Consider the following 14851-nt stretch of genomic DNA (forward strand, 5'->3'; position numbering starts at 1 on the left):
AAGCCGGTTTTCAGGGGCGGCCGACGAGGGCGCGCAGGCGGTCGGTCCAGGATGGCCTCAGGAAGCCGGCGATGTCGGCCGGGCCGCGGATCGTGGTGACGGTATAGCCGCGCTGGCGCAACTGGCTGATCAGGCCGGGTTCGCGCTTGCCGGCGATGCTGAGGTCGGGCAGGTGCAGGGCACCGGCGATGATGAAGGTCCGGCGATGTTCCGTCATGGCGCGCACGATGACGGGCACCCACGCGCGGGTGCGCCGCCTCAGGCTCACGTCGATGATGCCGGGGCTGTAGTCAAACATCATGCCTTTGTCCCGCAGGAGGCGTGTATCGGCGGGCAGCATGTCGATCGGGCATGCTTCGGCACGGTCGATACAGCGTACGCCGGCGGCAAACACGCGCCCCATCGGCGCGGCCAGCTCGCCGACTTTCGCATAGGTGGGATCGGCCTGCTTCATGCGCAGCAGGCGTGCCGCCTGCAGCACGTTATCGGCCAGGAAGTCCTGGCGGTCGGCCGCGCTGGCGCTGCAAAAATCGTTGCGCTGGTCCTTCAGCACGTTCAGGCCGACCGTCTTCTTGGCGCTGCCGCCCAGGGCGCGCAGGCGGAACGATGTGCCGGCTCCGAGGTGCGTTTCGAGCGCCTTGTCATAGTCCGGACCGAGGGCATCGATCGTGAAGCGCGTCAGGTAAGTCGAGGTGAACAGGAATTCCGGAATCAATTGCCAGCTATCGAGCCAGTTCGGCACTTCCAGGCCGTTCGCGCGGGTGGCGGCGATCAGGGCGTCGAAAGCGGGCGCCAGGCGCCCGGTGCGGCGGTCACCGGGACCGCTCATGCACGGCGCGCCGCGCTCGAAGGTCTCGTTGCGCATTTCCTCCGGCCCCATATAGGTTTCCATCACGGCGACGTCGGCCGCCTGATAGCTGGGCTGGACGACGGCGTCGTAGTAACCGTCCTGCTCGACGGCCGTACCGAAATGCGATTCGGCCACGAGCACGGCCTGGGTCTTGCCGTTGCTGACCAGCCAGGCACGCGGCAGGAAGGTATCGGCGGCATGTGCACCGGCGCCCGCCAGCATGCAGGCCGCGGCGCCCGCGATGAGGCGGCGAATGGAAAATGTCATGTGGATGGCGTATTGAAAAAGACGATGCCGGGCCGGCATGCGCGCCGAGGGGACTCAAGCGCGCACACCGGTCCGGCGATGACGGCTTAGCGCGACACGACAGGTGCGCTGCAGCTGCCGTTGATGCAGGTGACGGTGGTCACCGTCGGCGCGCCGTTGTAGCTGCCGCTGACGCTGCCCGGGCCATAGCTGCCCGATGCGGAAACGCCCGTGGCCGGAGTGACCGTTTGGGTGATGACCACGCCTGGGGAGGTGGTGACGACGGTCGACACGCCGCCCGCGCCGCAGGTCTGCGTCACGGAGGTGCTGCCGTTGTTGTTGCTGTACGGCTGGCACGACGAGCCCGACGACGAGCCGGAGCTGCCGCCGCCGATGCCGAGCAGGTCTTCGATCGCGCCGATGGCCGCATCGACCCAACCGTCGCCACCCGAAACTGCCGCCACTTCCGCGCTTGAAATAATACGCATTATCTGTTATTCCTATACATGGTTTATGAATGCATTCGTTTCCGAATGCGACGTTGCCCCGCATGCCGTGCTGACATCACGACCTGCGGTTTTCGCCGGTACGGCCGGTTGTTCCGGCCGTACCGACGAATCCTGCGGAATTCGCCGTCCGGCGCCATTCCAGAAATCTTCCAAAAACCCGCACTGCGCAATCAAAGATAATCATTTATATTCTTTAATCTGCGAGCATGTTATTTAAAACAATCTGAACAATCAATAGCAAATCCGGATTTTTTTTCGAAAAAATCATCCTGTTATTTTACGTTTTCAAAGCGCGTAAATAACCCTGCCGATCAAGGCATCATTTATTCGAATACGCGATTTTTTTAATTCAAAAAATTACGGTAGATCGTTTTAATTTTTCTCGCCGCCACTTTCCACTCCAGTTCCGCGACCGCATCTTTTGCCGCGCGCGCCGTCATTTCCGCCAGCGCAGGGTTGTTCCGCGTCCGGAGCACCGCGTCCGCGATCGCATCCGTATCCGCCGGATCGACGCAAATGGCGTCCCGCATGACTTCCGCCACGCCGCTATTGCGCGACAAGACGACGGGTACGCCCGATTGCGCGGCTTCCAGCGCGCCGATGCCAAAGGGCTCCGATACCGATGGCATCACATACACACTGGACGCCGCGAGGAGCGCTTTCACGCCCGGCGGATCCAGAAATCCGGGAAAATCGATTTGACGGGAAATGCCGAGTTTATTGGCCAGCGCTTTCGCCACCGGCAGTAAATCGCCGGTTCCGGCCATGACGAAACGCACGTCGTCCTGCCGGTCCAGTATTTTTTTTGCGGCATGCAGAAAATATGCCGGACCTTTCTGGTGCGTGATCCTGCCGATAAAGGAAACCCGGAATATATCGCGTTGCGCCGGCAGCGCGGCATTCTCGATTTTTTCTACACCATTGTGGACCACTTCAATTTTTCCGGGGGCAATCCGGTATTCGCGTACCAGGACCTGGCGCGTATATTCGCTGACGGCGATGATCCTGTCGGCCATATACATGCCGAACCGTTCGATCGCGCCGATATTCCCGTTCCTGGAATTTCCCGCACGGTCCGGCTCGACCGAATGCACGTGTACGACCAGTGGCCTGTTGCTCGCCTGTTTGACCCGGGCCGCCAACAGAAACGTCAGCCAGTCGTGCGCGTGGACGACATCGAAGGGCTGCGCGGCGGCAAGCAGGTGCGGCGCACTGTCCGCATAGGCCAGCGCATCCGCGATGGACATTCCCTGGTAGGCACCCGACAAGCGTCCGTCGACACCCGGTGCAGCCATCCAGAGCGCGTCTTCGTCGTCCTCATGGAATGCGGCCGCAACGTCGGGCGGAACGAAACCGGCGAAAAAATCGTCCAGTCGGCGCCGTTCCGGATCCGATCCCGCGGCGCGGCCGGGTGCATCGCCCGCCAGGCTTCGGGCGCACAGGAACGACACGCCGCGTTGGCGCTCGCCGCCGCGCAACTGCGGCATGACGAAGGCGATGTCGATGCCGCCGGCTTCCGTCAAACCGCGCACGAGCCCCTGGCACGCCGTGCCGAGGCCACCCGTGATATGCGGCGGAAATTCCCATCCCAGCATCAGGACATTCATGGGCGCGCCTCCCCGGCGGCGGCGCTTTCCAGCAGCACGCAGCCCGACGACTCGACGTCGACCCGTCCATGCCGCACCGTGAGGTGACGGCCGGAGTACGCATCGCACAACCGTTCGCCCTCCGCGAACACGCCGGATACCGGAATCGACACCGGGCTGCGGACCTCCGGCGCGACGACGACCCGGTCGCCGCTGCAGGCATCGATGCGCGCGAAGACATGGGGCGCTTTCTGCAGGCACGCATGCGTGCCGCGGGCCAGCGCGACGTGGCGCGCACGGAAACGGCCCAGCTTGCGCCAGTGGGCAAGCACGTCGACGTCGATGCGGTCCCAGTTCATGTCCGAACGGGTGGCCTGCGCCGGGTCTGCCGGTGTGCAAGGCCCAGGCGGGCGGGCGGTTTCGTCGCCATATAAAATCAGCACGCCGCCCGGCGCCAGCAACAGCGCCGTTCCGGCCGCAATCAGGCTGCCGCGGTCGCACAGCCGGGTGTCGTGCGACGATACATAGGACAGGACGTCGTGGTCGGGCCGGCCGGCCAGGCGCTTGGCGTAGGCGCGGTACAGCGTGTCCAGGTCCGGCGCCCGTGCCAGGTGCGCCGGGAACTGGAAATTGATCAGGTTATCGAATCCGAAATCGAAATAATCGCTGCGCTCGATGCCGTGGCCGAACACCTCGCCGGTCATCCAGAACGGCGCCGTGTCGATCGCTTCGGCCGGGTGCGCGCGCTTCCAGTCGGCGAGCGCCGTCGTTGCCGCTTCCTTGAGCGCGTACCAGGCGTCCAGTTCCACGTGCCTGGCGGAGTCGCAACGGAAGCCGTCGATGCCGAAGTCGCGCACCCAGGCAGTGAGCCACTCGACCAGGTAGCCGCGCACCGTCGTGCCGGGCAGGTCGCGCGCTTTCGATCCGGGCTTGTTGGCCAGGAACGCGGGCAGGCGGACGCATGCCTCGCTCTCGGTCCGGAAGTCCGGCAGGCCGCTGAGGAGCATCGTCAGGTCGTCGCCGCCGCCGGCGGGATAACCCGGGTAATCGCCGCGCACCCAGTCGGGGCCCCACCAGGCGGCGAAGCCGGCGCTGGTCTTGTCGAGATAATCGAAATAGGTCGCGGGCGTCGCGTCCCGCCAGCCGGGCTTGAGCACCGGGATGTCCAGCGCGTGCATGGTGTCCAGATCCGGATAGCCCGGGTGGTTCAGCACGATGTCGAGTAACACGCGGATGCCGCGGCGATGCGCGGCGTCGACCAGGTTTTTCAGGTCCTGCGCCGTGCCGAGGCGTGCATCGACCAGGGTGTAATCGAGCGCGTAATAGCCGTGATAGGCGTAATGCCGGAATCCGCCTTCGCCCGGCACCCAGCCGCGGATCTGTTCGTACGGGGCCGAAATCAGGATGGCATTCACGCCGAGCGCGCAAAACCAGTCTTCTTCGATTTTGCGGGTGATGCCGGCCAGTTTCCCGCCGTGGAAGGTGCCGATGGCGTCGCCATCGACGCGCGTCAGGCCGTGTTCCCTGGCGGGATCGCAAAAGCGGTCCGTCAGGATGTGATAGACGATCGGGTTGTCGTGGAAGGTCGGATGCGTCATGTCGTGCCTCACGCGGCCATGGCGGTATCGATGCGCACGTCGGCGATCCTGCCGCCTTGCAGGGCGACGACCCGTTCGGCGGCCTCGATCGTTTCGCGCCGGTGCGCCACCATGATGCGTGTCAGGCGCATGTGGCCAAGCGCCTGATTCACCTTGTGTTCGTTGGCGACGTCGAGGTGGCTGGTCGCCTCGTCCAGCGCCAGGATCTTCGGCTGTTTATACATTGCGCGGGCCAGCAGCACACGCTGCTTCTGGCCGCCGGACAGACTGCTGCCCAGGTCGCCGACCAGGGTCTGGTAACCCATCGGCATGGCCGCGATTTCGTGGTGGATGGCGGCCAGGCGGGCGCACTCTTCCACCCTGGCCTGGTCCGCCCTGGCGTCGAAGAACGCGATATTGTCCTGCAGCGAGCCCGCCAGCAGGACGTCTTCCTGCATCACCGTGCCCACGAGCTGGCGGTAGGCGCGCAAGCCGAGTTGGGTGATCGGGATGCCGTCGACGAGGACCTCGCCTTCGTCCGGTTTCAGCAAGCCCAGGATGATCTTGCACAGCGTGCTCTTGCCGCAGCCGCTGGGCCCGGTCAAGGCGACGCTCTGGCCGGCCGGGATATGCAGGTCGATCCCGTTCAGCACCCACGGCTCGCCTTCGGCGTAGCGGAACTTGATGTTCCTCAGCGTGATATCGCCGCGCAGGCGGCCGAGGTCCGATTCCGGCGCCGCTTCCTCCTCCACCGGTTCCTGCACGATGTCGGCAAGGCGCTCTGCATGCAGGCTCAGCATCTTGAGGTTGACGAACAGGTCGATCAGGTTGAACAGGCGTCCGGAAAACGTTCCGGCATAGCTGGTGAACGCCATCAGCATGCCCACCGTCAGGGTGTTGCGCATGACGGCGTCCGCGCCGTAGTAAAACAGCGCCAGTCCCTGGCCGCTGAAGATGGCCGTGTTGGCGACCTTGAACACGATGCCCAGCTTCTGGGTCTCGACGTCGCGGTTGATCACGTCCTGCTTGAGGTTTTGCCAGCGCGCGCGGCGCTCGGGTTCGCGGCCGAACAGCTTGAGCGGCGTGATGGCGCGCAGCGTTTCGAGGAAGTGGCTGTTCTCCTTCGCCGACAGGACCAGGCGCTCCTGCGACGCTTCGCGCAGCGGGTGATAGAACGCCCAGCGCAGCAGCGCATACAAGGCGACGGCCGCCAGCACCAGCGCCGACATGGTCAGGCTGTACATCAGCATCATGCCGAGTGCGAACAAAGCCATCAGGCCGTCCAGCAGGCTTTCCACGAACAGGCTCGTCAACGTGCCCTGGATCGCGCCGATGCTGCCGAAGCGCGACACCACGTCGCCCAGGTGGCGTTTCTCGAAATAGGCGGCGGGCAGGCGCGTCAGATGCGTGAACAGGCGCGTTGCCCACTGCTGGCCGATGTCCACGCTCCAGCGCATCAGGAACCAGCTGCGCGCCAGGCCGATGGCGGTCTGCGTCACCGTGAGAAGAGCGAAACCGAGCAGCAGGATCTTGAGCAGGTCGCGGTCGCCGCTGACGATGACCTCGTCGACCACGAACTGGTTGAACAGCGGCGACGCGATCGCGAAGATTTCCAGCGCCAGCGCCAGCGCGATCACCTGGACGAGTGCGCGCCGCAAGCCGGCGACATGGCCCGTCAGGTCGCGGATGGCGATCTTCTTGCGCTCATCCTTGACGACGAAATCGGCACTGGGCGTCAACTCCAGCGCCACGCCGGTGAAATGCCGGGAGACGTCGTCCAGCGCCATCCGGCGTTCGCCGACGGCCGGATCCAGCACGGTCACCATGCGTTTTCCGCCCAGTGTGCGGCTGACCCGCGTGAGGACGACGAAATGGTTCAGGTTCCAATGCAGGATGCACGGCATCTGCAATTGATCCAGTTCCTCCAGCTCCAGTCGCAGCGGCCGCGCCGCCAGTTGCAGGGCGGCGGCGTGGCGCATCAGATGCTCCAGCGTGGCCCCCTTGAGACTGACGGAAAACTGCCGGCGCAGATCGACGAGATCGATGCGATGGCCGTGGTGGTTGGCGATCATGGCCAGGCTGGCCAGGCCGCATTCGCTGGATTCGGTTTGAAGTATGACGCGCATAAAAACGTTGGTACGGATTCAGTAGGAACGCATGGCGAGCAGGGGCTCGGCGATCCATTCCCAGATCTTGCGGCTGTCCTGGAGAACGTCGGCTTCCAGGGTCATGCCGGGTTTGAGGACTTGCGGATGCCCGTACACGTCGATGTACTGTTTTTCCGGACGCACCCTGATGCGGTACAGCGCCTCGTTGCTGTTGAAACCCAGGAGGTTTTGCTGGGCATTCGACAGGATGGTGCTGGCCAGGTTTTGCGGCAGCTCGTTCGGCGCGAACGGGGTCTTGCTGACGTCCGTGACGACGCCTTTCTGCAAGCCGAATTTTTGATAAGGAAAGGCCTGATAGCGCAGCAGCACGGTCTGGCCGGGTGCGACGAAACCTGCGGTCCGGCTGGGCGCATACAACTGCACCTCCAACTCGGGTGCCGCGCCGGGCGGCGTGCCCTGTTCCGGAATCAGCGTCGCCAGGACCTGGCCCGTACCGACCGCCTGGCCCGGTTGATAGGTGATGGTCGTGACGACGCCATCCTGCGGTGCCGTGATCAGGAACGATTTGCGATTGCTGTTTTCCGCCACTTCCTGCTGGAGCAGCGCCTTGGCCTGCTGGAGCTGCGTCAGGTCGCTTTCCAGGCTGGTTGGCTGCGCGGCCAGTTCCGCTTCCACGTCCTGGCGGCTGGCGCGCAACTGCACCTGGGTCCGGCCCAGATTGCTCAGGCGGGCGCTCAGGTCGATCAATTCTTCCTGCTTTTGCTGGGTTTGCGCGGACGAGACATAACCGCTGGCCTGCAAGGTTTCGAATTTGCCCAGGCTTTGCTGCGCCAGATGCAGCCGGCGTGCGGCCAGTTCCATTTCCTGCGCCAGCTGGGTGCCTTCGGCATCGAGCGCTTGCAAGCGCTGGGTCAGCGCCGCTTTTTTTTCCCGATACTGTGCCGTACGCAGGCGCTGCTCTGCCTCGAGGCCATGCGCCCGGCTGGCCAGTTGCCGGGCAATCAGGAACGACAACTCGCCATTGCTGCCCTGGCGCTCGGTCGACAACTCGAACAATGTCGCGCCGGCCCGCACGTGCTGGCCTTCGCTCACGACATTCCTCACCAGGACGCCGGCGCTCGCCGCGCTGATGCCGACAGTACCTTTCGCTGGTATCAATATACCCGTCACGTGCGCTTTCTTGGTGACGCTGCCGAGGCAAACAAAGGCCAGGAAGGCGGCGGAAATCGCGATCGCCACGCCGGAAACGAGCCACGACGAGATTTGCTGGGCGAGACGAATGGAACCCATCCATTGATGACTCAACGAGGCTGTGACCTCGGGGCGAAACAGGGACGATTGCTGTATTTCGTTTTGCGACATAGGCCGAGATTCGAGTGCGATTACTTGCCGAAATGCGTGAATCCCAAGCGCAGCCCACGGCGTGCCCGGGTGATCTAGACAACTTTACGATCTTGTATCCAGATGTGTCAAAAATATATTTTTTTGTACTTTTGTTGTTAAGTGACAAATAGTTAGTTTCAGAAAGAAAAATGTATGTTATGTATTAACATTACATTTAACCCGTTTCGAGTGCGACAACGTAGAAACAATGGGCAAGCGAAGAATAGATGAGACGCCTGGAATGTAGTTTTCCAAGATTCTGTTTTTTAGACAAGAACAGCCGGCTAAGCTCGTTCCAGCAAATGTGAAGGGATCGGCGGGCTGTTCCGCCGTTGAGGGAATCAGTCGTGCACGCTGCGCCGCCCGACCAGCACGTGCGCGACGAACAGCACGGCCACCGCGAAGCCGACGCTCCAGTGCAGCAGCGACCACACCGGACGGTCGCCTTCTCCGGCCACGTAATACAGGCCGTAGCCGGTCAGGGTCAGGAAGGACAGCGTCGCGATCATCGCCCAGCCGGTGAGTGCATTCCGCCCGGCCCGCAGCGCCCGGCGCACGTGATGGTGCAGCAGGCTGCCGACGAAGAACAACGCCGCCATCGCCGCCGCGCCGTGCAATTTCATGGCCCACGGTTCGAGCGGATTGACCGATTCGCCGAACTCGGTCACGGGGCGCAAAAAGTAATGCAGCACCAGCCAGGCCGCGCCCGACAAGAGCAGCAGGATGCCGGTCGCGTAGACGCTGCGGCGATGCCAGCGTTCGAGCTTGAAGGATAACAGGCGGCCGGTGGTCGTGCCGGGCATACGGGTCATAAATAACTCAGATCAGGAATGCGGTGGCGCCGAGCGCGGCCAGGGCCGGGTGGGCGCAATCGCCGGTCGCCAGCACCACCTTGGTCAGCGCGTCCGCCACGGCGCAGCGGCCGGCGCGCACGGATGCGCTGGCGGTCGATACCAGCGGGTGGCCGTCGCGCGCGTCGAGCAGGGCGCTGACCACGCCGCCGCGATGCTCGCGCGCCGAAAAATAACTGCCGGACGTCGCCAGGGCCGCGCCGCACAGCATTATATGCCGCGCCGCCTGGCCGGGGGCGCCGGGCGCGCGCACCGCGACCGGCACCTGCATCGTACCGAAGGCGCGCAGGTCGCCGCCGGCATTCACGCAGCCGCCCGGCACCCCCGCCGCCTCCAGGACGGCGACCGCGGCATCGACGACATACCCCTTGGCGATGCCGCCGACGTCGATCCAGCCCGCGCCGCGCTTGCGCACGTCGCCTTCGCCGTCGAGCGCGAACACGGCGGCCGACGTGCGCGCGGACGGCCGTGCCTGCTCCGGCGCGGGAGACGGCAACATCTGGCGATCGACCAGCCAGGGCGCGCAGGCGATGTCGAAGGCGCCGCCGGACAGGTCGGCGATTTCGCCGGCCAGCCGCAGGACGTTCCAGGTGGCGGCATCCACGCGCACCACGTCGCCCGGCAGCGCACGGTTGATGCGCGCGATGTCGCTGGCGCCGTCATGAAAGCTCATCAGCCGGTGCAGGCGCGCGATCTCGGCGAAGGCCGCCGTGACCGCGTCCTGGCTCGCCGTTCCCTCGACGCTGATGTCGACGAGGGTGCCGAGCCAGGGCTGCGCGCGGCGGATCATCTGGCCAGCGCGACCTGGGCCACGGCGGCGATGCGGCGCACGCCGTCGGTGACGTGCGTGCAGGACAGGGTGGCGCCGCTGATGTTGTTGATGCCGCCGCCGATGCGCAAATCCCCGCTCCTGGCGCTCTTGCCGACGAATTGCCGGCGCCATGCGGGCAGCCGGATCTCGCTGCCGTGGCTTTCGCGGTACGCCAGGATTTCGACCTGGCGCACGCTGGCGTCCGGGTTGACGCCGACCGCGTAGGAGATCAGCTCGAATTTGCCGATCACGTCGTCGAGCACCATATAGCCGAGCAGTGTTTCGCCCTTGTAGGCGCCGACGACACGCCATTGCACCGAACGCGCCGGCAGCCCCGCGATCTGCTCGACCTGGCGCATCTGTGCCAGGTCCAGCGACAGCGGCCGGGAACGGAACGCGTCGGCTTCCGGGAACATCAGCTTTTGCGCCTGCTCCGGGCTGAGGTATTGCGTCGCGAAGGCCGGCGCGGCGACGGCGCCGGCGCCGAGAACGATCAAAGGAACATAGCGCATGACGATACCTCCGGAAGGCCGATCAATAGGAGAAGCCGACGCCCAGGTTCACCCGGTCGAGCGACTTATCTTGGCGGAATTTCTGATAATCGGCCTTGAGCACGACGCCCTGCGCGACCATCAGGTTGGCGCCGACGGTCGCGACGCGTTCGTACGGCGTGGTCGGCACGCCGAGGCCCGCGGGCTGCGACGCATACGTGCGGGCCGTATTAAAACTTTCGAAACGGGCGAACGGGCTGAGCGCATAGTCGGCGTTCTGCCAGAGGTGATAGGCGGCTTGCAAGTACCAGCCGGCGAAGCTGCTGGGGACCGGCACCGGATTGCCGACGAAGGTGGCGTTGAGCGCTTCCGTATTCGAGATGTGGCCGTAGGCCCACAGCGCCGACAGGTCCCACGCGCCCGGCGTGTAGCGGGTGTGCAGCTCGGTCATGGTCACGCGCGCGTCGTCGCCGGCGAAGCCGGGCGTCGCGTGACCGGCCTTGCCCGTGAACACCGAGCCGCCGACGAGCAGCCCCGGGTAGCCGCGCCAGTTGAGCGCGCCGTGCAGCGACAGGTCGCGCGACTTGGCCAACTGCCCTTCCTGGTGGATGGCGCCCAGCGGCGATTCGCGGCCCTCGTCGGATGCCGGGTCCCACTTGGTCAAGTCAAAACCGGTGGTGAGGCCGGTGTCCCAGGTAAAACCGTCGCCGAACTCGCCCGACAGGCCGACGCCCGCTTCGCGCCAGGTCGTCGGGATGATCGCCGTCTCGACGAAATTGCGTTCGACGCCGTAGTAGGCGGTCGGCTCGTGATTCTGGTTCAGGAGGCCGACGGGCATCAGGTACAGGCCGGCCTTGCCGCGCAGGCCGGCGCCGAACTCGCGCTCGACATATAACTGCTCGATGGCCGATTCGCCGCTGTCCGTGGCCGACGCGATCGCGTGTTCCCACTCGAACTCCGCGACCACCTTCGTCTTGTCGTCGAAGCGGTGCTGGATGCCGATCACGGCGCGACGCAGGTCGGTCTGGGCGCCGCTCGCATTGCGCACCGGGTGGTTGTAGTTCACTTCGCCGTAGCCGGAGAAGACCGTGTCGGAGGCCGGGGCGACACTCGCCATCGACACCGGCGCCGCGACTGCCGGCTGGGAGGTTGCGGCGAGTGCGGCGGGCGCGGTCGACGCCGCGGGCGCCTCGGCGCGCGGGGCCGCGGCGGCCGCCTGCGCACGCTGCGCCGCGAGTTCGGCCTTCACCTGTTCCAGTTCGGCCGCGAGCTGCTCGACACGTTTCGCCAGGTCGGTCTGCTGGGCCATGGCCGCGACCGGGGCGGCAAGGAATGCGGCGGCCAGTGCCGCGCTGATGACACGTTGTTTCATGGAGGTCCTTGGATGAAGTTAGTGTGGATAGCCGTCGGTGAGGGTGCCGAGGAACTGGACCAGATCCGCGATCTCGGCCTCGTTCAGTGCCGGGGCCATGCCCGGCCGGCGGTTGTACGGCACCTCGGTCGTGTTGACGTTCGCGCGCAGCGCCGGCGGCAGGTCGTCGAATTTGTCCACGGTCCCATCGGCATTGACGGGATACCAGCGCTCCGGATTCGTATCGCGCGTGACGTAGAAGCGGACGACGTCGGTCAAATTGGTGAACGCACCGTTATGGAAGAACACCTTGCGCGTCGCCACGTTGCGCAAGGTCGGCACCTTGAAGGCGCCGCACAGGTCCCTGCGCGCGACGAGATCGGTGCGGTCGGGGCCGCACAGGCCCAGGTCGAAATAGGCGGGATCGCGGGTGGCCGGGATGCGCGCATTGCGCGGCACGCCCAGGTTGTCATAGCTGAAATCGGTGAACAGGGGCGCGCTGCCGTCGGCACCGCGCGCGCTCGTATGACACGCCGCGCAATTGCCTTTGGATGGATTGTTGAACAGCGCCAGGCCGCGCAACTCCGCATCGGACAACGTCGCTTTGCCGGCCAGGAACAGGTCGTATTTCGAGTCGAACGGGTGGAAGCGCGGGTCCTCGTTCTCGAATTGCTGCAAGGCGAACTGGGCGCGATTGAACGCCTGGTCGACGTTATCAAAAATATTGTCGCCGAACGTGGCCCGGAATTGCGCCGCATACGACGCGCGCTGCAGCCGTGCGACGACATCCGCCTTGCTGGCGTTGGCCATCTCGTGCGCCGCCAGGAACGGCCGCTCGGCCTGCTCCTCCAGCGTGCGCGCGCGGCCGTCGCGATCGAAACCGCCGACGGGCGTGCCGTCCGCCTCGAAGTGGAATGCCGGCGTCTGCTGCATGTAGCGCAGCGACGGCGACGCGCGGAAGCCCGGGACGTCGCCGTTCGGGCCGCCGAGCTGCACGGCGAAATCGTTGGTCGGACCGTGCGCGTTGTCGGGATTGTGGCAGGTTGCGCACGACTGGCGGCCGGAAGCCGACAGTGAGACGTCGTTATAGATCCGCTCGCCCAGGACCGCACTCGGGCTGAACGACGACGACATGGTCCCGGCCGTCGACGTGGGAGACGGGGGCGTGCCGTCGGCGCCGCCGCCGCAAGCCGTGACGCCAGCCGCAAGAAGGATTGCCAGGAACAGGGGAGCACGGCGAGACGAAGGGCGACGCATACGCAAACGATAATAAGAATCTAAATGAGAATTATTCTAATTTGTAGAAATGTACTTGACAACGTACGTACTGAAAATCGACGGGCAATTCTCGGACTGATGTATCCGATTAGCAACGATCTCCACCGCGGGCCCCTTCTGCGCCGAGGGGCCTCCTGTCGGCTAGTAAATTTCATGTCCTACATTAAAAGTTATTGTAATTGCGGCATGCCACCGGCCAATGGCATCATAAACTACGCAAATGTCTGCTATATATAAAAAACAATAACGCTGAAGTTCGCAAGGATTCCGATCGGAGTCCCCATGCTGCCTCGGCGCCAGGATTGCACGCCGGGGAACCAGCCGTCCCGTTACCAGTCGCGTACATCCCCTTTCAGACGCATCCACCCTGGCGTGCGCATCCCGTGCGGCGCGGCGACTCTGACGCCGCGCTTCGGCACGGTGTCGCGAGATCCATGAACAACGAGTTAACACAACAGAAAGCAGAAAGGAATACCACCATGAGGAGACCAGCGATGAAGTTCGAGGTATCAGCGATTGCGCTTGGCTGCATCGCGCTGCTGAGCGGCTGCGGCGGCGGTAGCGGCGGCTCGGGCAACGGCGGCTTGGACCAGACCATGACCTTCCCACTCCCGTTCGCGGGCCAGGCAATGATCGGCGTGCCGCCCAATACGGCGACGGCCACGCTGACAGCGACGGCGAGTTCGGGCGCGACCGTGACCTATACGTCGAACACGCCGACTATTTGCAGCGTCAGCGGGGATCAACTGTCGCTGCTGAAAGCGGGTGAGTGTTCGGTGACCGCCACCCAGGCCGGTTCGAACGGCTATGCCCCGGTCTCGCAGCGCCAGATTATCGTCGTTCCCAAGAATCCTCAGGTTGTGGCCAAGTTCCCCAACCCGGGTTGGCAGCCCGTCGGTGCTGCGCCGGTGCAACTGGCCGCAAGCTTCAACTCGGGTCTTCCGGTCACCTTCACGAGCAAGACGCCGAATGTGTGCTCGGTCAGCGGAACGACGATGACCACGCTCGCCGACGGCATGTGCACGGTCACCGCCCAGCAGGCCGGCAACGATGTCTATGCGGCGACGGCGGTGGACAGGAACATTCCGGTCGGCACCGAAAAGCCGGCCATGCTGAATTTCGCGAGCGGCTACAAGGACAACACGAGCACCAAGGAAGGCCTCCTCGGGCACTTGGGTAATCAGTGGTGGTGCCAGCAATGCGACATCGCCGTTCCCGGTGACGGTAGCAGCCTCACCTTTACCACGTCTTTCGATTCGGCTCCGCAACCATCGGACTGGAACTATAACTCGGCGTCGTTCTGGATGTTCGGCGCCGGCATTCTGGACGCCAGCGATCTCTATTCGCCCGACGGCACGTACCAGTTCGGCGTCAAGGCTTCCGCTCTCAGCGACCCTTCCAAGCCCAAAGGCGCACAGATCGACATCCAGTCGGGCCTGCATTTCAATCTCGCGCAAAACCCCGAATGGTTCGGTGCGGCCAATAACAAGTTCAACGTCGAACTGACCCTCGGTCACTTCAACCTCAACAAGGTCGACGCCAAGGGCAACGCATGCGCCGTGACCCTGCAGGCCACGGTGCAGCCAGCCGCCGCCGCCGCCGCGGACTACAGCATTGGCCTCAAGGATCAGTTCACGATCAGCCAGACGTGTGACCTGACCGGGCTGGACCTCTGGGATGAGCTGCAGCATTACCCGGTCGTCAAGCTCAGGTTCACCGCAGTACAGCCGAACGCGCAGGTGGCCAATGCATCGGGCAAATACGTGACCCAGTTCAAGCTGACGGGCCCGATCTACTTCCAGTGACAGCA

At 64.4% G+C, this 14851-nt stretch carries 12 protein-coding genes; 1 reads left to right on the plus strand and 11 read right to left on the minus strand.

Features of this window, described 5'->3' with window-relative positions; genetic code table 11:
- Positions 1-10: 10 nt before the first annotated feature.
- From ASC93_RS03835 to ASC93_RS03885, 11 genes are all read right to left on the minus strand, one after another.
- Complete coding sequence (locus ASC93_RS03835; protein ID WP_056437331.1) at positions 11-1117, minus strand: TraB/GumN family protein; 1107 nt, start codon at positions 1115-1117, stop codon at positions 11-13.
- 86 nt (positions 1118-1203) lie between these two features.
- Complete coding sequence (locus ASC93_RS03840; protein ID WP_157201736.1) at positions 1204-1584, minus strand: hypothetical protein; 381 nt, start codon at positions 1582-1584, stop codon at positions 1204-1206.
- 365 nt (positions 1585-1949) lie between these two features.
- Positions 1950-3212 (minus strand): glycosyltransferase, encoded by a 1263-nt coding sequence (locus tag ASC93_RS03845; RefSeq protein ID WP_056437337.1) that lies wholly within the window; start codon positions 3210-3212, stop codon positions 1950-1952.
- Positions 3209-4789 carry an alpha-amylase family glycosyl hydrolase gene (locus ASC93_RS03850; RefSeq protein ID WP_056437341.1) on the minus strand — a complete coding sequence of 527 codons (1581 nt, stop codon included), beginning with the start codon at positions 4787-4789 and terminating at the stop codon, positions 3209-3211. The genes ASC93_RS03845 and ASC93_RS03850 overlap by 4 nt, the downstream gene beginning before the upstream one ends.
- 8 nt (positions 4790-4797) lie before the next feature.
- Positions 4798-6894 (minus strand): peptidase domain-containing ABC transporter, encoded by a 2097-nt coding sequence (locus ASC93_RS03855; protein ID WP_056437348.1) that lies wholly within the window; start codon positions 6892-6894, stop codon positions 4798-4800.
- Positions 6895-6912: 18 nt separating this feature from the next.
- Positions 6913-8166 carry an HlyD family secretion protein gene (locus tag ASC93_RS03860; RefSeq protein ID WP_162251789.1) on the minus strand — a complete coding sequence of 418 codons (1254 nt, stop codon included), beginning with the start codon at positions 8164-8166 and terminating at the stop codon, positions 6913-6915.
- A 434-nt stretch (positions 8167-8600) separates the two neighbouring features.
- A complete protein-coding gene (locus tag ASC93_RS03865) occupies positions 8601-9071 on the minus strand; it encodes a DUF4405 domain-containing protein (RefSeq protein WP_229412590.1) in 471 nt (156 codons plus the stop codon).
- 7 nt (positions 9072-9078) lie between these two features.
- A complete protein-coding gene (locus ASC93_RS03870) occupies positions 9079-9900 on the minus strand; it encodes an FAD:protein FMN transferase (protein ID WP_056437358.1) in 822 nt (273 codons plus the stop codon).
- Positions 9897-10433, minus strand: coding sequence for an FMN-binding protein (locus ASC93_RS03875; RefSeq protein WP_056437361.1), 537 nt, complete (start codon positions 10431-10433; stop codon positions 9897-9899). Before ASC93_RS03875 ends, ASC93_RS03870 begins: the two co-directional genes overlap by 4 nt.
- Before the next feature lie 22 nt (positions 10434-10455).
- Complete coding sequence (locus ASC93_RS03880; RefSeq protein WP_056437364.1) at positions 10456-11784, minus strand: hypothetical protein; 1329 nt, start codon at positions 11782-11784, stop codon at positions 10456-10458.
- An 18-nt stretch (positions 11785-11802) separates the two neighbouring features.
- Positions 11803-12897 (minus strand): cytochrome-c peroxidase, encoded by a 1095-nt coding sequence (locus ASC93_RS03885; protein ID WP_307188958.1) that lies wholly within the window; start codon positions 12895-12897, stop codon positions 11803-11805.
- Between the two features lie 638 nt (positions 12898-13535).
- Between ASC93_RS03885 and ASC93_RS03890 the strand changes: the two genes are divergently transcribed.
- Positions 13536-14846 carry a hypothetical protein gene (locus ASC93_RS03890; RefSeq protein WP_056437370.1) on the plus strand — a complete coding sequence of 437 codons (1311 nt, stop codon included), beginning with the start codon at positions 13536-13538 and terminating at the stop codon, positions 14844-14846.
- Positions 14847-14851: the final 5 nt, after the last annotated feature.

Origin of the sequence: Massilia sp. Root335 (assembly GCF_001425685.1) — a bacterium.
GTDB lineage: Bacteria > Pseudomonadota > Gammaproteobacteria > Burkholderiales > Burkholderiaceae_D > Telluria > Telluria luteola.